The 22472-nt window shown below is 52.4% G+C and carries 22 protein-coding genes; 17 read left to right on the forward strand and 5 right to left on the reverse strand.

Translation table 11 applies throughout. From position 1 onward, the window contains the following. The first annotated feature begins 9 nt into the window (after positions 1–9). Positions 10–1635: an ABC-F family ATP-binding cassette domain-containing protein gene (locus tag BCV73_RS32455; RefSeq protein ID WP_076176130.1), complete on the forward strand. Its 1626-nt coding sequence runs from the start codon at positions 10–12 to the stop codon at positions 1633–1635. Positions 1636–1719: 84 nt separating this feature from the next. On the opposite strand, the gene BCV73_RS32460 is transcribed toward BCV73_RS32455, so the two are convergent. Next, positions 1720–1905 (reverse strand): hypothetical protein, encoded by a 186-nt coding sequence (locus BCV73_RS32460; RefSeq protein WP_076176128.1) that lies wholly within the window; start codon positions 1903–1905, stop codon positions 1720–1722. Positions 1906–2090: 185 nt separating this feature from the next. Between BCV73_RS32460 and BCV73_RS32465 the strand changes: the two genes are divergently transcribed. From BCV73_RS32465 to BCV73_RS32475, 3 genes are all read left to right on the forward strand, one after another. Continuing rightward, positions 2091–2969: a cation diffusion facilitator family transporter gene (locus BCV73_RS32465; protein WP_089549842.1), complete on the forward strand. Its 879-nt coding sequence runs from the start codon at positions 2091–2093 to the stop codon at positions 2967–2969. A 292-nt stretch (positions 2970–3261) separates the two neighbouring features. Next, positions 3262–5109: a PQQ-binding-like beta-propeller repeat protein gene (locus tag BCV73_RS32470; protein WP_143811920.1), complete on the forward strand. Its 1848-nt coding sequence runs from the start codon at positions 3262–3264 to the stop codon at positions 5107–5109. Positions 5110–5400: 291 nt separating this feature from the next. Beyond that, on the forward strand, positions 5401–6234 hold the full coding sequence (locus BCV73_RS32475) for a C40 family peptidase (protein ID WP_089549844.1): 834 nt from the start codon (positions 5401–5403) through the stop codon (positions 6232–6234). A gap of 175 nt (positions 6235–6409) precedes the next feature. On the opposite strand, the gene BCV73_RS32480 is transcribed toward BCV73_RS32475, so the two are convergent. Next, positions 6410–6796: a hypothetical protein gene (locus BCV73_RS32480; protein WP_089549845.1), complete on the reverse strand. Its 387-nt coding sequence runs from the start codon at positions 6794–6796 to the stop codon at positions 6410–6412. 222 nt (positions 6797–7018) lie between these two features. Between BCV73_RS32480 and BCV73_RS32485 the strand changes: the two genes are divergently transcribed. Next, positions 7019–7618, forward strand: coding sequence for a hypothetical protein (locus BCV73_RS32485; protein ID WP_143811921.1), 600 nt, complete (start codon positions 7019–7021; stop codon positions 7616–7618). A 136-nt stretch (positions 7619–7754) separates the two neighbouring features. Here BCV73_RS32485 and BCV73_RS32490 read toward each other — a convergent pair whose 3' ends face one another. Further along, positions 7755–7919: a DUF1328 domain-containing protein gene (locus BCV73_RS32490; protein ID WP_076176112.1), complete on the reverse strand. Its 165-nt coding sequence runs from the start codon at positions 7917–7919 to the stop codon at positions 7755–7757. Positions 7920–8165: 246 nt separating this feature from the next. On the opposite strand from BCV73_RS32490, the gene BCV73_RS32495 reads away from it, so the two are divergent. From BCV73_RS32495 to BCV73_RS32545, 11 genes are all read left to right on the forward strand, one after another. Beyond that, complete coding sequence (locus BCV73_RS32495; protein WP_076176265.1) at positions 8166–8669, forward strand: DUF948 domain-containing protein; 504 nt, start codon at positions 8166–8168, stop codon at positions 8667–8669. Positions 8670–8717: 48 nt separating this feature from the next. Beyond that, a complete protein-coding gene (locus tag BCV73_RS32500; protein ID WP_089549847.1) occupies positions 8718–9230 on the forward strand; it encodes a hypothetical protein in 513 nt (170 codons plus the stop codon). 92 nt (positions 9231–9322) lie between these two features. Then, entirely contained in the window at positions 9323–9667 is a 345-nt protein-coding gene (locus tag BCV73_RS32505) for a YflT domain-containing protein (RefSeq protein ID WP_076176109.1), read from the forward strand. Between the two features lie 214 nt (positions 9668–9881). Then, positions 9882–11051 (forward strand): PP2C family protein-serine/threonine phosphatase, encoded by a 1170-nt coding sequence (locus tag BCV73_RS32510; RefSeq protein WP_089549848.1) that lies wholly within the window; start codon positions 9882–9884, stop codon positions 11049–11051. Next, positions 11048–14707, forward strand: coding sequence for a response regulator (locus BCV73_RS32515; RefSeq protein WP_089549849.1), 3660 nt, complete (start codon positions 11048–11050; stop codon positions 14705–14707). Before BCV73_RS32510 ends, BCV73_RS32515 begins: the two co-directional genes overlap by 4 nt. A 73-nt stretch (positions 14708–14780) precedes the next feature. Further along, complete coding sequence (locus BCV73_RS32520; protein WP_076176101.1) at positions 14781–15641, forward strand: CheR family methyltransferase; 861 nt, start codon at positions 14781–14783, stop codon at positions 15639–15641. A gap of 17 nt (positions 15642–15658) precedes the next feature. Further along, positions 15659–17335: a response regulator gene (locus tag BCV73_RS32525; RefSeq protein WP_089549850.1), complete on the forward strand. Its 1677-nt coding sequence runs from the start codon at positions 15659–15661 to the stop codon at positions 17333–17335. A gap of 112 nt (positions 17336–17447) precedes the next feature. After that, positions 17448–17786, forward strand: coding sequence for an STAS domain-containing protein (locus BCV73_RS32530; protein ID WP_076176095.1), 339 nt, complete (start codon positions 17448–17450; stop codon positions 17784–17786). An 18-nt stretch (positions 17787–17804) separates the two neighbouring features. Continuing rightward, entirely contained in the window at positions 17805–18257 is a 453-nt protein-coding gene (gene rsbW, locus BCV73_RS32535; RefSeq protein ID WP_076176092.1) for an anti-sigma B factor RsbW, read from the forward strand. After that, positions 18254–19024 carry a sigma-70 family RNA polymerase sigma factor gene (locus tag BCV73_RS32540; RefSeq protein WP_076176089.1) on the forward strand — a complete coding sequence of 257 codons (771 nt, stop codon included), beginning with the start codon at positions 18254–18256 and terminating at the stop codon, positions 19022–19024. The genes rsbW and BCV73_RS32540 overlap by 4 nt, the downstream gene beginning before the upstream one ends. 132 nt (positions 19025–19156) lie before the next feature. After that, positions 19157–20125, forward strand: coding sequence for a magnesium transporter CorA family protein (locus BCV73_RS32545; protein WP_089549851.1), 969 nt, complete (start codon positions 19157–19159; stop codon positions 20123–20125). 134 nt (positions 20126–20259) lie between these two features. On the opposite strand, the gene BCV73_RS32550 is transcribed toward BCV73_RS32545, so the two are convergent. Continuing rightward, complete coding sequence (locus tag BCV73_RS32550; RefSeq protein WP_089549852.1) at positions 20260–20613, reverse strand: DoxX family protein; 354 nt, start codon at positions 20611–20613, stop codon at positions 20260–20262. Between the two features lie 149 nt (positions 20614–20762). Between BCV73_RS32550 and BCV73_RS32555 the strand changes: the two genes are divergently transcribed. Beyond that, positions 20763–21104, forward strand: a complete 342-nt coding sequence (locus BCV73_RS32555; RefSeq protein WP_256993076.1) for a winged helix-turn-helix transcriptional regulator — start codon at positions 20763–20765, stop codon at positions 21102–21104. Positions 21105–21374: 270 nt separating this feature from the next. On the opposite strand, the gene BCV73_RS32560 is transcribed toward BCV73_RS32555, so the two are convergent. Next, entirely contained in the window at positions 21375–22370 is a 996-nt protein-coding gene (locus BCV73_RS32560; protein ID WP_179232108.1) for a LacI family DNA-binding transcriptional regulator, read from the reverse strand. Between the last annotated feature and the right edge of the window lie 102 nt (positions 22371–22472).

Raw genomic sequence — 22472 nt, forward strand, 5'->3', positions numbered from 1 at the left:
TAATACTTCATGATCAGTACAAGCGGCGTGACACTCCGTTACGGAAAACGCGCACTTTTTGAAGATGTAAATATAAAATTTACGCCAGGCAACTGCTACGGTTTGATCGGCGCCAACGGAGCCGGCAAATCGACGTTCCTCAAGATCCTCTCCGGCGAAATCGAGCCGAACCAGGGCGAGGTTCACATGACACCGGGCGAACGCCTTGCGGTGCTGAAGCAGAACCATTTTGAATACGACGAGTATCCGGTTTTGGAAACCGTCATCATGGGTCACAGCCGTCTGTATACCATTATGAAGGAAAAGGATGCGCTGTATGCGAAAGCGGACTTTTCCGAGGAAGACGGACTTCGTGCGGGTGAGCTTGAAGGCGAATTCGCCGAACTGAACGGATGGGACGCCGAGCCTGACGCGGCTGCGCTCCTGATCGGCCTTGGCATTCCGCGCGAGCTGCACGACAAGAAGATGGTGGAGCTCTCCGGCAATGAGAAGGTCCGCGTCCTGCTGGCGCAGGCGCTGTTCGGCCGTCCGAACAATCTGCTGCTCGACGAGCCTACCAACCACTTGGACCTCGAATCGATTCAGTGGCTCGAGAACTTCCTGATGGACTATGAAGGCACTGTCATCGTCGTATCCCACGACCGTCACTTCCTGAACAAGGTATGTACGCATATCGCGGATATCGATTTCGGCAAAATCCAGCTGTACGTGGGTAACTATGACTTCTGGTACGAATCCAGTAAATTGGCGCTGGAGCTCCAGCGCGAGTCCAACAAGAAGAAGGAAGAGAAGATCAAGGAGCTGCAGGCATTTATTCAGCGGTTCTCCGCGAATGCTTCCAAATCCAAGCAGGCGACTTCCCGGAAGAAGCAGCTGGATAAAATTACGCTGGACGATATCCGGCCTTCCAACCGGAAATATCCGTTCCTTCATTTCAAGCCGGAGCGTGAAGCAGGCAAGCAATTGCTGACGGTAGACCGCCTCACGAAGACCGTTGAAGGCGAGAAGGTACTGGATGAGCTGAGCTTCGTCGTAAACAAAGGCGACAAGATCGCTTTTGTCGGCCCGAACGGACTGCCGAAGTCGATGCTGTTCGAAGTGCTGATGGGCAAGGCGGAGCCGGACGCGGGCGAGTTCTCCTGGGGCGTTACGACGACACAGGCGTACTTCCCGAAAGACAACTCCGAATATTTTGACGGGGTGGACCTGAACCTGGTGGAATGGCTTCGCCAATTCTCCAAGGATCAGGACGAGACGTTCCTGCGCGGCTTCCTGGGCCGGATGCTGTTCTCCGGCGAAGAAGCGTTGAAGAAGGCGAGCGTTCTCTCCGGGGGAGAGAAGGTGCGCTGTATGCTGGCCAAGATGATGCTGAACGGCGCGAACGTGCTGCTCCTCGACGAGCCGACGAACCACTTGGACCTCGAGTCCATCACCGCGCTGAACAACGGGCTGATCGACTTCGACGGGACGATCCTGTTCACATCGCATGACCATCAGTTCATTCAGACGATCGCCAACCGGATCATCGAAATTACGCCGAACGGCATCATTGACAAAGTCATGACATACGACGAGTATCTGGAGAACGATGAAATCAAGGCGCTGCGCGAGCAGATGTATCCGCAGGAAGTTTAACGCTTCAAGCCATGAAAAAAAGCTGCCATTCCCTTAAGCGGGGGTGGCAGCTTTTCTGTGTTGTCCGTAAAGCTCGTGGCTTGTTTAGGACCCGCCAGTGCGGCGGCGCTGATTGTTGGGCTTTTTCGTGTTTTGGCTCTTCATCGCGTGCGGGGCATTGCTTTGGAAGCCGCCGGGCTTACCGCCCTTGTTCTGCTGCTTCTTCTGCTCCAGCTTCGCGCGGATGGCGTCGGCCAAATTGACCTTTTTGGCGTCCTGATTATCCGTCATGGGTAGGGTTCCTCCCTTTGGGGTTGTGTCCTTATTCTAGCTGTTTTTGCGGCTCCCCACAAGAGATGGGAGAGACAAAACCTCTTGAACATAAGCAACTATGTTTCTCTAGACCCACACGACTTTCGTTTGCTAGGATAAAAAAGTGCCTTTGGGCATGAAACGGTGAAAAGGGGCCAACGAACTTGGATCATATCTATGAAGATATCCGAAAAGGGGAACGCGGCGCCTGGATCAGCATTGCGGCGTATTTGATCCTCTCCGCGGGCAAGCTGGTCGGCGGTTACTTCTTTGCGTCAAGCGCCCTGCTTGCAGACGGGTTTAACAATCTGACCGATATCGTGGCGTCGGCCGCCGTGCTGATCGGCCTGCGGATATCGCAGAAACCGCCGGACTCAGACCACCCGTACGGTCATTTCCGTGCGGAGACGGTAGCATCGCTGATCGCTTCGTTTATTATGGGCATGGTCGGTATTCAGGTGCTGGTGGAGGCGGTCAAATCCCTGTTTATGGGCAAAGAAGCCTCGCCGGATTTATGGTCGGCCGGCGTGGCGGCTGTCTGCGCTGTATGCATGCTGTTCGTCTATTTATATAATAGAAAGCTGGCCAAGGAGATTAAGAGCCAGGCCTTGATGGCGGCCGCCAAAGACAATCTGTCCGATGCGCTGGTCAGTATCGGGGCGGCGGTCGGGATTGTCGGGGCACAGTTCGGCCTGCCATGGCTGGATGTGGTGGCGGCATTTGCCGTAGGTCTGCTGATCTGCAAGACGGCCTGGGATATTTTCCGCGATTCCACCTACCGCTTGACTGACGGGTTCGATCAGGAGGAACTCCGCGATCTGCGGGGCACCATTGCCAAAACCCCCGGCGTTGAAGGCATCAACGATGTGAAGGCCAGGGTTCACGGCAATCATGTCCTGGTCGATGTCGTCATTGTGGTTGACCCCACCCTCAGCCTGATCGAAGGGCATGCCATCAGCGACAAGATCGAAGAGCGGATGAAGAGAATTCATAATATTATGAACGTCCACGTCCATGTGGAGCCTCGGGAGAAAAGCTTGTGAAGGCCGGTTCCTTTGAAAAGCCCCCGTGTTCTTGATCAGCTTCAGTGAACAGCCGCAGTGCATACGCATTGTGGCTGTTTTTGCGTTCGCCCGTAGCCTTTCGGAGAAATGGTCTCAGCAATGGGTCTGACGAAGCGTGAAAATTAAAATTGGAAAACGGTTCCAACGTAGCAGGTAATTATGAAGTTTGTGGGATATCCAGTTGGAGAAATTCGATGAATAATGACATAGATGGAGGGATTTTACAAATTCCTGTCTCAAATCATGCTTACGATGGAAAGGAGTAAAGGCTGTGAACAGAACGTTTTGGCGATTGTGGACTGCTTGCACTGCCGGATTGCTGGTGATGGTTGGGATGTGGCCCGGATTCAGCCTTGCGGCTGCCGAGCCGACGCGGTCGGCGATTGAATGGTCCAAGGATTACGGAAGGCAGTCCGGCGGAGAGGGGGTCATCCCTACATCAGACGGTGGCTATCTAGCCCTGGGCGACATCTATGACTCGTATCGAAAGGCCTATGTGGTAAAGCTGGATGGAGAAGGGCAGGTGGAATGGGAGCAGAAGCTGGCTTATTATGACTGGGGGTCCAGTACGGCATACCGGGCCATTGAGACCAAGGACGGGGGTTATCTCATTGCAGGGAACACGGGTGAAGAGTTTGAGCCGATTCGGCAGCTGTTCCTGATCAGGCTGGATGCATCGGGGAATGTGGTGTGGCAGAAGGTCCTGGATGCACAAGGGTATGATCAAAACCCGAAAGCCATTGTCGAGACGGAGGACGGCAGCTTTTTGATCGCCGGAAGCGGGATCGTCCACTGGGTTGCTTATGACAGAGCTTATATCGCCAAGATCGATCAAAATGGGAATACGCTGTGGTACAACCAGTACAGTTTTTCGGGGAGCGACTATTTAACCGATCTGATTCCCGCGAGCGACGGGGGTTACATCGCTGTCGGCCACGCAGGTATGGTGGAATATGAATCGAGAGAACATGATGCGATGCTGGTAATGAAGATCGATGATCAAGGCAAAGAGGTGTGGTCGAAGCAAACGGTCGAGCCGCGCAGCGGCTGGACAGCCTACTCGGTCATTCCGGCCGAGGACGGAGGCTATATGATCTTGAGCCGTAAATCCGTTAACGGCAACGGCGTGCCGGTACTTACCAAGACGGACCTGACCGGACAGGTGCAATGGGAAAAGACATACCCGGATGGTGCCAATTCGCAGAATTTCAATCGTCTGGTCCAGACGGAAGAGGGCTACGCGTTGCTGGGGGAACATGTTACATACTTGGACTGGAGCTCAGAGTGGAAGCATCAATACAGCGTGTTAAGCGTCGATCGGAGCGGGGGGCTGATCAGCAGGGAATTGTTCAAGGGGCCTCCGATCTACAGGGTCGGTACCGCATCGGGAACTCCGGACGGAGGTTATATTTTCCCTGGAACCGTTCAGCGGGGAGACAGCGCGAAATTTCAGCTGATGAAGCTCACGCCGCCGGCGGACCAGCCGCCTGTTGAGCGAACACTAACAGGCATCGCATTTTTGGAAAAGGAAAAGAAACTGAAAACAGGTTCAAGCGTCTCCACGGTGCTGCAAGCGGTATATGATGACGGAACCCGAAGCGATTTGTCCAACGCCGCAGTCTACGTTTCGGGGGACGCTGCGATTGCCGAAGTCGACGCATTAGGCCGAATCACGGGAAAGGAGCCGGGAGACACCTATGTGGAAGCATCTTACGAGGGTTATACAGCAAGATTGATCGTGACTGTACTGCCGGAAGATACGGGCGAGTATGATCCCCTGAACGGCTATCTCGAGCTGGATTCGTCCCAATACTCGCTTTCGGAAGGTTCGACGCTGGATATCAAGGTTTTTTTGTATGACTATTCGACACAGACGAGATCGGATATTACCAAGCAGGTTCAATTCAGCAGCAGTCATCCGGACGTTGCCGAAGTGGACGGGGAAGGAAATCTGATCGGTCATAAGCCGGGCTTGACCCAGATCTCTGCTCAATATAAGGGAGGCCGGACGATGGCCTCGGTTCAGGTCGTCCGCGCCGCTGCTCCAATCGGCACTGACCTTCCGGATCAAGGCGGGACGGATAACGGGGAGGATCTGGAGAATTCATTAGTGGAATAATCGTGTAAAGTTTCGTCTGATGAAAACATGGATGAACAAGGCTGGCCTGAACAGGGCCGGCTTTGTTCTACTATTTGGCCGCTGCAGGCATTTCCTTAATGTTCCCTGATTTCCAGGGACCAGGTGTATTTAAGACCATAGACCTGTTTACTACCAACATTTGGAGTGTTTATTTGTGTAAAAAGGGCCATGCGGTTTCTCGATCCTCCTGCCTATAATGAGAGCAAGCGCTAAGCGGGCCGGCGTTCCCCGGTTTCTACAAGCGACTCAGACATCTCAAGGAGGAATGAAATGATTAACATCAAGAAAAGCTTACTCGGATGCCTGCTACTATCCGCTGCCATTTCTGCAGCCGTCATCATCCCGACCGGACATGAGGCTCAAGCGGCATCGGCATCCAGCCAGGTTCAGGCACAGAGCCAGGTCGGCGTTATCCAGGCCTCGGTGAATCTTCGGGACAAGCCTTCCCTGTCCAGCAACGTGCTCGGTTATGTGAAAAAAGGAGAGACCGTGCAGATTTTGGAGAAAAGCACGGCTTATTATTATAAAGTGAAAACTTCGTCGGGCAAGGTTGGCTACGTCAGCACCCGCGAAAAATACATAGCCGTTAAGGGCACCGGTTCGGCATCCCAGCCGAGTACCGGATCCTCTGAAGCGGCACCACCCGTCTCCGCGGAAAATACGAATGCCATGATCGAAAAGGTGATCCAGACCGGCATGAAGTATTTGGGAACCCCTTACGAGTTTGGTTCCAACCGGAATACGACGACCACGTTCGACTGTTCGGATTTTACCCGCCAAATCTTCAAAGAGGCTGCAGGCGTTGTGCTTCCGGCAGATTCCAGACAGCAGGGATCCTGGGTGAAGGAAAACAGCGGAGCTGTATACAGCACGGACCAGCTGAAGCGGGGAGATCTCGTGTTCTTTATGAGTTACCGCGGATCCAGCGCTTCCGCCTATCAAGGCGTTGATAAGTCCAGCCAGCGGATTACCCATGTGGCGGTGTATCTGGGCGACGGCAAGCTGCTGCATACCTACTCCAATCAAGCCGGCGGCGTTACGGTATCCGATTTCAGCAACTCTTGGAAGCTGAGATTTCTGTATGGAGGCAGCGTTCTGAAATAAAGGTCGCGTAAATGCAAAGGACCGGAGAATTCTCCGGTCCTTTGTTGTCCCCCGCAAAGTTTTCGCTGTGCGGGAGGTTTGATGATATTCTATGTAGAAGGAACTAAATGACGCCGACACCCGTTAGTAAAACCCTTAGTTCATTCTAGTACTGGCATGTTGCTTTTTGGATGTCTTATTTTACGAGAATCCAGGCCGTTCCGAGCCACGTGTACACTTCCACCCACTCGCCGAGGAGCGATCCAACGCGGTTGCCCGTAGTGTCCACGACTTGCGGAGCAAGGACGCTTGCGACTTTACCGCCGGGCTCAAAGTAGAACGGTGTATTTACCGTCAGGATGAGAGGCACCGTAGGATTCGTTACTTCTTCTCCTGCCGAGATGATCGGCTCAGGTACCAGCTTGGTAGGTTCGGCAACGGTCTCCGACGAGCCTGTGGCCGAAGTCGTGGTGGACGGAGTGCTGTTCGTTGGAGACGTTGTGGATGCGCTGTCCGCGAACGCTGCGGTTCCCATGGAAGCCATTAATCCGAGTGCTGCTGCAATAGTGATGATTTTTTTCATAGACTGTGTTCCTCCTTGGAATAGTATGCTTCTACACTATCCAAATAACCCTCTTACAGACAATTGAACCAAGTTATCTAGTATCGTAGAAAAAAAGATTGTTTTAGTTTACCATAAATATGGTAGAAGCGTCAGGGAGGATGGTACCAAATATCCCGGCTGCCTGTTTTTGAAATAGGCCAAAAATAAAACTTTAGAAATGCGCCGAATGGTGGAGTGAACTTGCTTTTCGGCAGAAAGGGGGCGGACATGCGCCTTGGGAAATTTTTGTTTCGGTTCATCATAACGATCATCATCGTGGTCATTATCGCCGCCGGCGTGCTGATCTGGTACATCGCTCCGGACCACAAGCTGAATTTGAACTATACGGATCTGAATATCCAGGATAAAGCGATGCAGATGCTGAAGACGAAGAAACCGGAAATTACGCTGAACAGCGAAGAGTTGAACGAGCTGGCCAAGAAAGAGCTCATCAAGCACATGGGTGATATGCCCCCGCAGGTTACCGTTACCGGAGCCGAGTTCCAGTTCCATGGGCAGGAGGTTACGGCAGATATTAACGGCAAGTGGGAGTTTATCCCTTTTGGTGCTGAGCTGACCTTCACGATGGATGCCGACGGCAGCGTCATTGTGCTGAAGCATGAATCTACGAGGATCAAGTCGATCCGCGTCCCGGCGGAGACCTGGGGGCTAGGCACCCTTTCCGTGCCGCTCAAGGAGCACTTGCCGGACATCCTTAGAGTGGACGATGTTCAGTTCTTGGATGACGGCGTCAAGCTGACGTTCAAGCTGAACTGGCTGGATCTGCCGTCGCTCTTTTAATGAAACAAAAGATTGCGGGCATTAAAAAAACCAAGCGCCTTCTATCCGAAGGACCGCTTGGTTTTTTTGCTCATTCTAACCTTTTTCTTATCTCTTTGGGCTTGTTCGTCTTCTCGTATCAGCTGCCCTTATACCGTTAAGGCGTTCGGCTGCGGCCGGTAAACAGGGAGATGATAAAGAGAACCAGGAAAATGAAGAACAGCACCTTGGCAATCGTAGCCGCCGCAGATACGATTCCGAAGAATCCGAAGATTCCGGCGACGATCGCAATAATTAAGAAGATAATCGACCATTTCAACATCTTGCTCACCTTTCTTTCCTGTAGAGTTTGGGCGATATAATGACTGGACATACGCCGATAAACCAGCGGGTCCCGTTCACCCTCGTAGTCATACTTAACCGGGCCCAAGGGGAATGAAACAAGCCCTGACTTTGGTAAAAAGCGGCGCTGTTTCGTCATTTGGGCGATAGGGTAACTAACGCTTAAGTGAGCCTTACAGGAAGCATGGAAGGCATCTTGAAGAGACAAGAAAGAGAGGTTATGCACATGATTATGTCGCTCAGTGTCGCGTTAATCGCGGTCGCTTTTGCGGTCCTGGTCGTTTATCTCATTAAAACGCTGCTGGCCGCGAAAAGTTCGCTCGAGAAGACGACGCAAACTCTGCAGGAGGTTCAGCAGACGATCGACGAACTCAGCTATGAGATCAAGCAAATCGTTCGGCACGCCAACGATATTACGGCGGATGTCGAGCATAAGATGAAACAGATTGATCCGGTCATGAATTCGGTGAAAAATTTGGGTGAAGTGCTCAGCGAGTTAACCCTGGCTGCGAAACAGGCTTCCACAACCTTGATTCACAAGTTTAAGCAGCCCAAGCACCAGGTAGAGTCCCGTCCGCGGCACATGCTTGCCTCCGCGTCGACGCCGGAGGAGCGCACGTTTGAGTCCTATTCGGCTGTATATGAAACGGGAGCAAAGGCCAAGCCTGCGGCTAACGTGGTGAAGTGGATCGACACCGCCGCGACGGTCTGGCAGAGACTGCGCCGGTAGGACCTATGGCTCAGGCTGGACCCATTGACAACAGAAAGGATGAGAATCATGTTGAAAATGATTACGCTGCTGCTTGGAATACTGTCACCCTTGTCCTTCGTGTCCGCTGCCCAGCCTGACCCGGGCCATACGGCGAATGCCCAGGCTGTCCGGCAGACCGTCCAGCAAACCCCTGATCGCTTTACCGCGTTTGATACGATGAACGGGGTTTCACTGAACGATACCAAGCAGGAGGTCCTCGCTCACAAGGGCAAGCCGCTGAAAGTGACGCCCGATCCGTTCACCGGCTGCTCGGCTTACGTCTACCAGGACGCGGCCGTCGTGCTCTGCGACGGCATCGTGGACTACGTTCATGTGGGAGCGGCTGCAGGGAAGATGCAAATCAACGGTTCCTGGATCCCTTTGAGCAAATACCGGGTTGCCGATGCTTTAGGTCAGCCGCAGTTCCGTGCGGAGGATGGTGACGTCTATCTTCGCGGACACCATGCCGTCAAGGTTTACACGGATCCGGAAACGGGAAGGCTCGCGGGAGTCGACTTTTTTGACCAAGCGAGTGAATAACCTGCCGTTTCCTGGAAACGGCGTTTCAACTAAACCCGCAGAGGTTAATTAGAACATGTACGGGATCAACAAAGAATAGGAGAGTGAGAACGATGAATTCATCAACCAATACCAAATCATTTGCGAAAGTTGTGGAAAACGGCGTCCAAGCGGTGGAAGAAGTCAATCAGCTGCGCAGCGCGGGTTATGTGTACGATGATATTTTCGTACTGGCCCATGACGGCGACCGGACCGACCGGATTGCGGACACGGCAGGGGCAAGTGAAGTTGGCATTAAAGAAGAAGGCATGTTTGATGCTCTTGCTAATCTGTTCCGTTCACGCGGAGACGAGCTCCGGGCCAAAATCACGTCGCTGGGCTTCACGGAGGCTGAGGCTCAATTTTATGAAAAGGAACTGGATCTGGGCAAGGTGCTGGTAGTTGCTAAAAAGGCATGAGACCGGTATTTCCCGCATACAGCGCATGTCAAAAACATAGATAAGGAATGGGATAACGCTTCCCATTCCTTATCTATGTTTTTGGAACAAGTGGGATATCATGCCCCGAGTTCCAACGACTGATAGACCTTAGATGCTGAAATATTCACACGGTATGGTATATAGTATATAAATAGAGATTTCAACAATTTCATAGGATCGTAAGGAGAGGGTTATGAGAATATTAATTGTTGATGACAATCCGACTAACGTCATAATCATCCGGGAGATTTTAAAGAAAGAAAACTACCGGGATATCGATAAAGCCGCATCGGCAAGAGAAATGTTTGAAATCTTGGGGGCTGACGGCTATGCCAAAGAAGGTCAGCCGAAGGCGTCCGATTTTGACTTGATTTTGCTCGATATGATGATGCCTGAAATGGATGGGATCGAAGCCTGTCAGGTGATCCAGAAAAACGAGCATCTCAAGGATATACCGATCATCATGGTCACGGCGGTGGGAGATTCCAAAAAGTTAGCCGAGGCGCTGGATGCCGGAGCGGTCGACTATGTGACCAAACCGATCAACAAAGTGGAGCTGATGGCCCGGATCCGCCTGGCACTCCGTCTCAAACATGAGAAGGACTGGCATAAGGAGCGCGATCAGCGGATTCAGGAGGAGCTGAGATTGGCTGCGCTTGTTCAGAACGCGGTGCTCAGTCCCGCTATTGAGGACGAGCTGTTTGAGGTCCACGCCATTTATCAGCCTTCCGCTGAGCTTGCCGGTGATCTGTATGCCTGGTATTCCCTCGGCAACGGCCGATACGGTGTCATTCTTTTGGATATGATGGGCCATGGCATCTCGTCGTCCCTGTTTACGATGTTCATCGCGTCGGTCCTGAAGGATACGGTAACGACTTATGTGGAGCCGGAGAAAGTGATCCAGGAGCTGAACCGCCGGTTCAACCAGCTTCACATCGAAAATCAGCTTGTCCAATATTATTTTACGGCGATTTATTTAGTTGTTGATACCTCGATGAAACGGATTGACTACGTCAACGCCGGGCATCCCCCGGCTTTATTTTTCCAACAGAACGGAGACATGCTGCTGCTTGACCAGGCATGCTGTCCGGTCGGCCTATTCGACAAGATGGACATCGATCCGCAGAGCTTGTCTTACGAAGGGGAAGGCCATATTGCGCTGTACACCGACGGCTTGCTGGAACTGGTCCAGGGCGATCATGACGAACAGGTCGACTTTTTGGTCAGCCACCTGAAGCATTCGCATGAATGGAATGAAGAGAAGATGTACCAGGCATTTTTTGAAGACCACGGAACCCAGGAGCGGGAAGACGATAAATGTCTCGTCTGGATTTCGTTAAAAGAGGGAGCGAATGAAGAATGAAACTGAAGACTAAGCTGGTGATCGGCTTCGGTTCGCTCATGCTCATTTTGATTGCTTTGACGGTGGTCGGCTACGACCGCATGAATTATATGAACAAGCAAATGGATCGTATCTATGAGGACCGGTATTTGAAAGTGCGGTATTCCACCGGGGTCCGGAGCGAAGTGAACGATATGTCCAGGTTCGTTATGAGTATGATGCTGAATCACAGCGTGGCGACAGATAACAGCACTTCCCAGATCAACGATATGATCGCCAAGGGCGAACAAAGTTTGCAGAAGCTGAATGCAACCACCACCTCTCCTGAGGAGAAACAAATGCTCAACCGCGTTCAGAAGGCGTGGTCGGATTACAAGGAATATATCAACAAGCAGTCCGCTTTGTTATCCAAAGGGATGATGGACGAAGCCAACACCTATCGAAATGGGAGTGGAACCCCGATCCAGCAGGAAGCGATAGACAGCATCAATGCGCTGTCCGAATATCAGGATCTGCTGGTCGATCAGCAGATCAGTAATGCCAAAGCGGCCTACAACCGGTCCGTTCAAATCACGACCGCCATTATGATTGCCGGTCTGCTGCTTGGACTTGCCGTTATTCTGTGGGTCATCTCCACCATCACGAGGGGACTCGGCGTCGTGAACATGATGATCAACAGCTTTGCCAAAGGCCGGATCCAGGCCATCCGCCGGATTAAGGTGACCTCAAGAGATGAAATCGGCCAGGTGGCCCATGTGTTCAAGGAGATCGCCGAAGACCTGGAAGAGAAGCAGGAGCTGGAGCAGAACTACCTCCAGGCCCAGAAGGACCAGAACTGGCTTAATTCCAATGCGAGCCGGGTTACCGAGCTTCTTCGCGGCATCAATTCCAGCAAGCAGGTGTCCCAAATGTTCATCAGCGAGTTTACGCCGATCATCGGGGCGGCCTATGGGGCTATATATATTCAGGACGATGATAAAAATCCGAATATGCTGTCTCTTGGCGGAACATACGCCGGCCAGGGAGAACGCTCGCCGAGAGGCAGAGTTGAAATCGGAGAAGGGCTGGTCGGGCAGAGCGCTTTGGACCGCAAACCGATTATCACCGAGCTGCCGGAAGAATACCTGTCAGTGGACTCGGCCTTTGGTTCGGCGAAGCCGGCTCATCTGCTGATCTATCCGGTCGTGTTTGAAGACGAGCTGCTCGGCGTCGTTGAAATGGCGTCGTTCGAGCCGTTCAGTGAGCTGTCCAGACAGCTCTTGTCCCAACTCACCGTGAGTCTGGGCGTCATTATTAATAACATTAACCGCCGCGTTCGCGTCGAGGAGCTTCTGCGTGAATCGCAGGCGCTGACCGAGGAGCTGCAGTGCCAATCCGAGGAGCTGCAGACCCAGCAGGAGGAGCTGCGCCGCTCCAACGAAAATCTGGAGGAGCAGACCGAAGCGCTCAAGCGCTCCGAGGATTTGCTGCAGCGCCAGCAGGAGGAACTCGAGCATTACAATACCGAGCTGATCGGCAAGACGCGCGCGCTGGAAGAGCAGATGCAGCAGCTTGAGGAGAAGAACATCGAGGTTGAAGATGCGAAGGCCAGACTGGAGCAGCAGGCGATGCAGCTGGCGGTGACCAGCAAATATAAGTCGGAGTTCCTGGCGAATATGTCCCACGAGCTACGCACGCCGCTCAACAGTCTGCTGATCCTGTCGCAGCTCCTGTCCGAGAATAAGGAAGGAAACCTGAGCGATAAGCAGAAGGAATATGCTCATACGATCTACATGTCGGGCGCCGATCTGCTCAAGATGATCGACGAAATTCTGGATTTGTCCAAGGTCGATGCCGGCAAAATGGAGATCAACTCCGAAACCGTGCCGATCGAGGAATGGCAGACCTTCGTCAACCAGAATTTCAAGCCGCTGGCCAATTCGAAGCAGGTTGCGCTCCACGTTCACGTGGACAACGATGTGCCGGATTCCGTCGTTACCGACGGATACCGGGTCAAGCAGATCCTGCGCAACCTGTTGTCCAATGCGTTTAAATTCACCAGCCAGGGTTCGGTCGTGTTCACGGTCCGCCGGGCGGATCCGGAAGCCCTGCCGGCTTATCTGGACCGGAACAAGGAATATATCGCGGCGGCCGTCAAGGATACGGGCATCGGTATACCGAAAGATAAGACCGACCTGATCTTTGAGGCGTTCCAGCAGGTGGACGGTACGACCAGCCGCAAGTATGGCGGTACCGGACTTGGCCTTTCCATCAGCCGTGAGCTGTCCCGCCTGCTTGGCGGGGGAATTGAAGTCGAATCGGTCGAAGGGCATGGCAGCTGCTTTACGCTGTATCTGCCGGTCACGGAGGAGAAGCCGGAGGCGTCTTCTTCCGCTCAGGACGAGGCTGCCGTTTCCAGCGAGCTGATGCTGCCCAAGCCGGCGCAGAACATGGTGGATGAAGAGGAATCCGCCATCAACGCGGCGGAGCCTCTCGAAGACGACCGCGAGCGGATTGCCGATAAAGATAAGGTACTGCTCATCATTGAGGATGACATCAAATTTGCCCGTATTCTGATGGATATGGCGCGGGGGAGAGGCTTTAAGGCCCTCGCGGCGATGCAGGGCGATATCGGCCTCGATATGGCGAAGACTTACCTGCCGGATGCGATCATCCTGGACATCCAGCTTCCGGTCATGGACGGCTGGGCGATCCTGGGCGAGCTGAAGGGGGATTCGGCAACCCGCCATATCCCGGTTCACATCATTTCGGTATCGGATGAAGTGAAGCAAGGGCTGAAAATGGGGGCTATCGCCTACTTGAAGAAGCCTTCGACCAAAGCGTCCCTGGAGCATGCCTTCTCACATATTGAGTCGTATACCGAGCAGTCGCTGAAGCATCTCCTCATCGTTGAGGACGATGACATCCAGCGCCGTTCGATTATTGAGCTTATCGATCACGATGACGTGGCCATTACCGCTGTGTCCACTGGCAAGGAGGCGCTCAGCGAGCTGCGGAAGAAACGCTACGACAGCATGGTGCTCGATTTGATGCTGAGCGATATGACCGGCTTCGAGCTGCTGGATCAGATCCAGCAGGACGAGAACCTGGGCTACCTTCCGATCATTGTGTACACCGGCAAAGATCTCGACAGCAAGGAAGAAATGCGCCTGCGCCAATACACCGAGTCCATTATTATCAAGGACGTGAAATCGCCTGAGCGCCTTCTGGACGAAACTACCTTGTTCCTGCACCGGGTGGAAGCCAATCTGCCTGAGGACAAGCGTCAAATTTTGCAGAAGCTTCATAACAGGGAAGCGCTGTTCGAAGGGAAGAAAATCCTCCTCGTCGACGACGATATCCGGAACGTCTTTGCGCTATCGAGTGTTCTGGAGAATTATGGCATGGAGGTGACCTTCGCCGAGAACGGACGCGAGGCGATCGATATCCTGACCGGAGGCCAGCCGTTCGATTTGGTGCTGATGGATATGATGATGCCGGAGATGGACGGCTACGAGGCGATGCGGCAGATTCGCCAGATACCTCAGTTCCATAAGCTTCCGATTATTGCCTTGACCGCCAAGGCGATGAAAGAAGACCGCTCCAAGTGTATCGAGGCCGGTGCTTCCGATTACGTGAAGAAGCCGATCCAAACGGAACAGTTATTATCCCTGATGAGGGTTTGGTTGTATTCGTAAGGGCAATAACGGGGTAATAGGTAATAGCATTACATTTTCATCATTGAAGCAAACGTAAGCAGGAGGAAAGAGAATGGATTTGGGGCATACAGATCAGGACATCCCCGTAAAGGATGAGACGGAACGGGAAGATATCGAGCTTGAGCTTCTTCTGGAAGGCATTCACCGTTTATATGGTTACGATTTCCGCAATTATGCGATTCCGTCGCTCCGGCGCCGGATATGGCATTTTATACGCGCGGAAAGTTTAAGCAATATTTCCCAGCTGCAGGAGAAGGTGCTGCATCACCGGCCCGTTTTTGAGCGGCTGGTTCATAATCTGTCGATTCCCGTCACAGAGATGTTTCGCGATCCGAACCTCTTTCTGACTTTTCGAAAAAAGATCGTCCCCCTGCTGAGAACCTATCCGTATATCCGCATCTGGCATGCAGGATGCTCCACCGGAGAAGAAGTCTACTCCATGGCGATTCTGCTGCATGAAGAGGGACTTCTGGACAAGGCGAGGATTTACGCCACGGATATGAACGACCGTTCCCTGGAGCAGGCGAAGCAGGGGATCTTCGGGATTGAGAAAATGAAGCTGTATACGAAAAATTACATTGAGGCGGGCGGAACCCGTTCCTTTTCCGAGTATTATACCGCTAAGTATAACTCGGTGATTTTCCAGCCCTTTCTAAGCAAAAATATGATCTTTGCGGAGCATAATCTGGCAACGGACCGCTCCTTCAACGAGTTTAACGTTATATTTTGCCGTAATGTGATGATCTACTTTAACGACACGCTCCGGGATCATGTCCACGGCCTGTTTTATGAAAGCTTAAGCCGTTTCGGAATTCTGGTTCTTGGAGCAAAAGAGTCGATACAGTTTACAGAATACAGTGATTCTTACGAACCGCTGGATCGTGTGGAGAAAATCTACAGGAAGATTAACTAGAGAAGTGGGAGGATTCCATGGGGTCTCAAGAACCGATTCATATTCTGCTGGTTGATGACCGTCCGGAGAACTTACTCGCCCTTGAAGCAGTGCTGGAGAGTGAGCAATATAATCTTGTGAAGGCGACCTCCGGTGAGGAAGCGCTCCGGTGCCTGCTGAAGGATGAGTTTGCTGTGATCATACTGGATGTTCAAATGCCAGGTATGGACGGGATTGAAACAGCCAAATTGATCAAGGCAAGGGATAAAACGAAGGACATTCCGATCATCTTCATTTCAGCGAACAGTAAAGAAGCCGAGCATTTATTCGCAGGTTATTCAGCCGGTGCGATTGATTATATGGTGAAGCCGTTTATCCCGCAAATCCTGAAGTCCAAAATTGAAGGCTTTGTGGAAATGTACTTGACCAACAAAAAGCATAAAACCCAGTCCATGCTGCTGCAGCAAAAAACGCAGGAACTGGAAAAAGCCAATCAGGAGCTCATTAAAGCCAAAGAGGCGGCTGAAATCGCGGCCAAGGCCAAAACCGAATTTTTGGCGATGATGAGCCATGAAATCCGCACGCCGATGAACGGCGTGATCGGTATGGTGGATCTGCTGATGGAAACCGAGCTTAAGGAAGAGCAGCTGGAATATACGGAGATTATCCGCAAAAGCGCCGACGCACTGGTCACGGTGATCAACGACATCCTCGATTTTACCAAGATGGAATCCGGGAAAATGGAGATGGAGGAGCATCCGTTTGAGCTGCAAAACTGCATCAAGGAAGTATTCAGCCTCTTTTCTATGGAAGCAGGGAAAAAGGACCTGGAGCTGGTGTACTTTATCGATGAAGCCATCCCGCCCATCATTTACGGGGATATGGCCCGCCTGCGTCAGGTGCTGATCAATCTGATCTCCAATGCGGTGAAGTTTACGCATCAGGGCGGAGTCTATCTGATGGTGTCACTACGGGAAAGAGCCGAAGACGGCAGCCTCATGATCGAATTTGCGGTAAAGGATACGGGTATCGGCATTACGCCGGATAAGCAAAACCGCTTGTTCCAGCCGTTCTCCCAGCTGGATTCTTCGATGACCCGGAAATACGGGGGCACGGGGCTGGGACTGGCCATCTGCAAATCGCTCGTTGAAATGATGGGCGGCAGCATTAAGGTGGAATCGACCGAGGAGAAGGGCGCCACGTTTATCTTTACGATCCAGACGAGCGAGCCTGAATCGGATGACGGCATGATGGGCATGGGCGACGACCTGCTTGTTTCCCTGCCGTCTGCAAAAGACGAAGAACCGCTGATCCTCGTGGTAGACGACCATCCGGTCAACCAGAAGCTGATGGTGAGCATGCTGGGCAAGCTGGGATTGAGAGCAGAAGTGGCCGAGGACGGGCGGCAGGCGGTGGATAAAATCCGCGCCAATCCGGTGTACCGGCTGATCTTCATGGATTTGCAAATGCCGGTCATGGACGGTCTGGAGGCCACGGCCCTTATCCGCGAGATGCAGCCTCAGGGATACCGGCCGGTTATCATCGCCATGACCGCCAATGTGATGGAAGGCATCCGAAGCCGGTGCAGAGAAGCCGGGATGGACGATTATATCAGCAAGCCGGTCAATATGAAATCGGTGAAGGAGATTCTGATGAAGCATCCCGTGCCTGCACAAAGCAAAGGCTTGCAGACCTCCGATGCCAACTCCATGTGACGGGGCCCAAATATTGCCAGGCATAAGCTTGCGTACAGGCTGATTCAAACGGGGGAATTTAGGGTTAACTGTTCTTATACAAGAAAAACAAAAAATTCGGGAGAGAATGTCTATGAATACGAATAAGAACGAAAAATTCAATGCAACGACAGAACGCCATGAAGGTTCCTGCACGGTGTACCTGAGCGGGGAACTGGATTTATCGGTGGCGCCCGACTTCAGGCTTGTCATGGAACCGCTAGTTGGGGATTCCGAAATCGATCTAGTGATTAACTTGAAGGATCTGAAATATATCGATAGCACAGGGATCGGCATTCTATTGTCTATATTGAAGGCCAGACATGGGATGGATGCCCGTTTTGTCGTGGAAGAGGTTCCTTCCCAAATCCAAAGGCTGTTTGACATGACGGGTATTGCGAAGTTTTTTGCCGCCAGTAGGAATTCCCAATAGGAAAGGATCGAAGACAGTATGAATGCTGAAGTTCAAAAAGTCGTGATAACATTACCGGCCAATGCTGATTTTGTAGATATCGTAAGATTGAACTTGTATGGAATCGCATCGAAGATGGGTTTTTCTTATGAGGACATTGAAGATATGAAGGTAGCCGTATCGGAAGCTTGTAACAACTCCGTTTTGTATGCTTATGGTCAGGAAGGCGGCATGGTGGAAGTAACGTTCGAAATCGGCAATGACCAATTGTCCATCAAGGTCAAGGACGACGGGGAGAGCTTTGACCGGATGAACCGTACCGAAAACACCGTGACATTGCATGACAAAGACCTTCATGATGTGGAAATCGGGGGACTCGGCTTCTACTTGATGGAGGCGCTCATGGACGATGTGATGGTAGATAATGAGGCCGGACGCGGCACCCAGGTGGTTATGACCAAACGGCTCATGAGAAGTGAGGAGAAAGTATGAATGATAAGGTGACTCCCCCCGAGTCCATGAGCGAGGCGGTCGGTCTGATCTGGGAATACCAGCAGACGAAAGACAACGATATCGCCACCGTGCTTATCCAAAAATATGAACCGATGGTCAAGATGGCCGCGGGTAAAATCGCCCGTAACCGCCCGGACCTCTATGAGGACTTGTACCAAGTCGGCCAGATGGCTCTGATCCGGCTGCTGCAGCAGTATGACATCAGCTTGGGCATTCCGTTTGAACCGTATGCCATGAAGAGCATGATCGGGCATATGAAAAACTTTTTGCGGGATAAGTCCTGGTATATCCAGGTTCCAAGAAGGATCAAAGAGAAAGGCGCACTCGTCCAGCAGGCTATTGATGAGTTAACCGTCAAGCTGGAGCGCTCGCCGGACGTCCGCGAAATCGCCGAATTCCTGGATCTCTCGGTGGAAGAAACGGTAGAGGTCCTGGCAGGACGCGAATGCTACCACTATGTTTCACTGGACTCTCCGCTGTCCCAGGAAGAAACGGGTGCAACGCTCGGTGAACTGATCAGTTCGGACGTCAACGACTATGATTCGGTGGAAAAACGGATGGACCTCCAGCAGGCGATGAGCCAGCTGAAGGAACAGGAACAGAAAGTGCTGCTGCTTGCCTTCCAGGATGGTGAATCCCAGCGCTCAATCGCCCAGAAGCTGGGGGTTTCCCAGATGAGTGTCTCGCGGATTCAGAAGCGTGCAACAGAAAAGCTGAAAGAAATCATGTCTAATTCATACCAATGACGGACAAGCTTATGTTATGTTTCGACTCAACCGGAAGTTCGTAAGGACACGCCAGTTCTCCCTTGAGAATATACGGCGTGTCCTTTTTGGTGAACAAAGATATGGATGGTGAGATAGAGGAGGCGGGGTCATATGGTGGCTGAGGTTTCAAGCAATATATTATCTTTTGCGGGTCACTGGACATGGCATGATCTGGTGGTGGAGGATTGGTCATCGGAAGACTTCAGGCAGCTGCAGGAAGCGTGCCCTTTGATCGAGGAATGGCTGGAAGTCATCCCGAACATCGCACAGAACTATATGTCCGTCCGGTTTCCCAACGGCGTGGATGCCGTTATGTTCGGCACGCTGCCCTACTCGGTCAAAGCGGAAGTGGAGGACAGCGCGCACGTGGACCGGGTTCACTTTTACGTTCAGCGCGACAAGCTGATTACGATCAACCTGGATCAGAATACCCGCGAAATCATGGCTACCGAAGAACGTACGGCCATGCTGCACCAATGCCACAGTGCGGTAGATGGTATGTTCGTGCTGGCCCGGACGATTCTGCACTATTTTCATCTCGGACTGGATCATTTCGAAGCGAACCTCCGCAAGCTGGAGCATGCGATGGAGATGGATAACCAGCGGTATTTGATGGACAAAATCCTGAACTCGCGGTTTGCTTTGCTGTATTGGAGCAATCTGTTCACGCCGTTTCAAGAGCTGATCGCGGCTGCCAGAGAGGGGTATTTGGACAAGCTGGAGAACAGCCGGCCGTTCATGCAGCTGCTGCACCGGATCGAGCGGATGGACCGGGCGTTCCGCCATTACGAAGATGAGATTGATACACTGATATCCATCGATGATGCCATTTCGGCGTTCCGCGGCAATGAAATCATGAAGACGCTGACGATCCTGACGGCGATTTTTACTCCGGCCACCGTAGCAGGCGCGATCTGGGGGATGAACTTCGAGAACCTGCCGGGCATCAAGGTACCATGGGGGTTCGTCGGGATCATGCTGATCACGTTCCTCAGCACCGCCATCATGTACCTTTGGATGCACCGGAAGGGATGGACTGGCGATTTGCTCAAGGTCAAATCCAAAAAATCGAAGATTTAGCATCCCGCCGAATATCAAAAACAGGACTCGAGTTAATCGGTGAATCCCGCACGACGGATAGATCCCCTGCAAGCAAACAAGTGCTGAGTTAGTGCACAGCCGTATGCTAGGAGGGGATCTTTCATTTAACGCCATTACCAGCGGCCGATAACGACTATGATTGCCAGCACCAGAAACACGATATTGATGCCAATCTCTTTATATTCCTTCCGACTCACATGGAAAGCGGCGCCGAGCAGTACCGTCACGGCCAGGCCGAGTGCAGCGATCGGTGTTAATATTGGTGCGATCCCCGTGGCCAAAGGCAAAATCACCCCGAGAACCCCGGCCAATTCCAACAATCCGATCCCCCAAACGAGCGTTTTAGGTACGTCTCCAACCCACGGCCAGGCCGTTCGCGCTTGTTCATGCTGAAACGCCTTCATCCAACCGGAATATAGGAATCCGGCTCCCAAGATTCCTTGCACAATCCAAAGTACAACGTTCATGTCTTCACTGCTCCTTATCCTGGCTCTGTTTCGTCTTTAACCATGGATATATAATAGGGAGTAAGGGTGGGATGATGGAAGTAGGCACTTTAAATAAACGTAGTATCGAAAAATATACCTTAAGCCAATCAAGGGATAGGAGGATGTGCGTGAATACTTATTGTAAGTTTGAAACGGCGCTGGATATTCTGATCGGGAAATGGAAGCCCGTGATTTTGCTCCGTCTGTTGAACCATGGAACGTTGCGGTTCAGCGAGCTTCAGAAATCGATCCCGGACATCACGAAGAAAATGCTGACCCAACAGTTAAGGGAACTGGAGTATCACGATATCGTGCATCGTGAGGTCTATAAGGAGATCCCGCCAAGGGTCGAATATTCCATTACAGACTACGGCCAACGCATGACGCCATTGCTCCAGGCGATGAATGATTGGGGAGTCAATCACATTGCTCACCTGACGGAGCTTTATGGGGAAGAGCGGGCAGAGTGACGGGGCATTTTCTGCATGCGGCATCGTTCAAGGGAGCATTTCACGTAACGTAAGCCGGCAGCCGCCGGCTTTGTTTGTTTTGGATTAAGTCAAGAATGATTTATCGAGAGAATGCTATACGATGGTAATCGAATAGAACGAAAACAGGAAACGCCTAAAATGAAACAGCCTTAGTCCGGTGGAGTACCGTACTAAGGCTGCCTGGTTTATTCCTATAGCTGTCTACTTCGATGGGCGGAACACCAGTCCCGACCTTACGCTTGTCATTGCTTAAAGCTTCGTGTTCGCCGTGTTCGCGGCAACCGTCTCTCCGGGAAAGCACTCCATCTCGGTCAAATAGGTCACTTGGGGCTCCAGATCCTTCCTGCGGATCATTTCGATCATCCGGTTAACCGCCAGCTCACGGCTCGCAGGGGCGACGTAAAAGGTGGTCAGCGGCGGCTTGCTCAGCTTCGCCAGCTCCGAGAAGCCGTAACCGACGAGGCTGACCTCGCCGGGAACCTGCACGCCATGCTCCTTCAGCCACTGCAGGGCACCGAACTGAATAACCGTATTGACGGAAAATACCGCCGTATAGCCGATATCGAGCACATTCATCCGGGCGCACAGCTCGTAGCCGTCTTCGCCGCTGCTGGCCTGGACCAGCGATTTGTCCAGTGGAATCCCGGCTTCCTCCAGCGCGCGGTAGTAGCCGTTCAGGTTTTTCTGATGAATGGGAATGTTCAAATTCCCGCTGAAGAAGGCGATCCGTTTGTGCCCGAACGACAGCAGATACTTCACGGCCTCGTAAGCCCCTTTTTCATGATCCATCACGATGCTGTTCGTGCCTTCACGGGGGATGCCCCCGTAGAAAAGATAGGGTACCTTGGCTTCGGTAATCAGGTCGATCGCTTTATCGTCCAGATCGCCGGTCACGAAGTAGCCCTCCGCCTCCTTGCTCAGGACCGCCTTGCGCATCTTTTCGAGCCCCTCGGCATCCGCCTGCACGTTCATAAACAGCAGCGAAAAATGGTGGCGGCTTGCCGCCTGCTCAATCGTCGCGAGGTCGTACATGTACCTGGGGTCGTCGGGGGCGCGTCCGTACAAAATAAAGCACAGCTTCGGCGTGACATCCGCCCCGTCGTATCCGAGTTCCCTGGCGGCCTGAAGGATCCTTTGGCGCGTCTTTTCCGAAATCGTGCTGCCCGGCGCGTTATTGAGAACGAGGGAAACCGCGGAGCGGGACACGCCGAGGTACTCGGCAATTTCTTTTTTTGTAACGGACATGCGTATTACACTCTCCTTGTAACCGTGGCGGCGAGACATGGGCTGCCTTGCGGGCTGTTCTTTGCTGTATTATAGCATAGGTCGATTTCCGTTGAAAAAAGT

The sequence above is a fragment of the Paenibacillus sp. SSG-1 genome (assembly GCF_002224835.1).
Classification (GTDB): domain Bacteria; phylum Bacillota; class Bacilli; order Paenibacillales; family Paenibacillaceae; genus Paenibacillus_AQ; species Paenibacillus_AQ favisporus.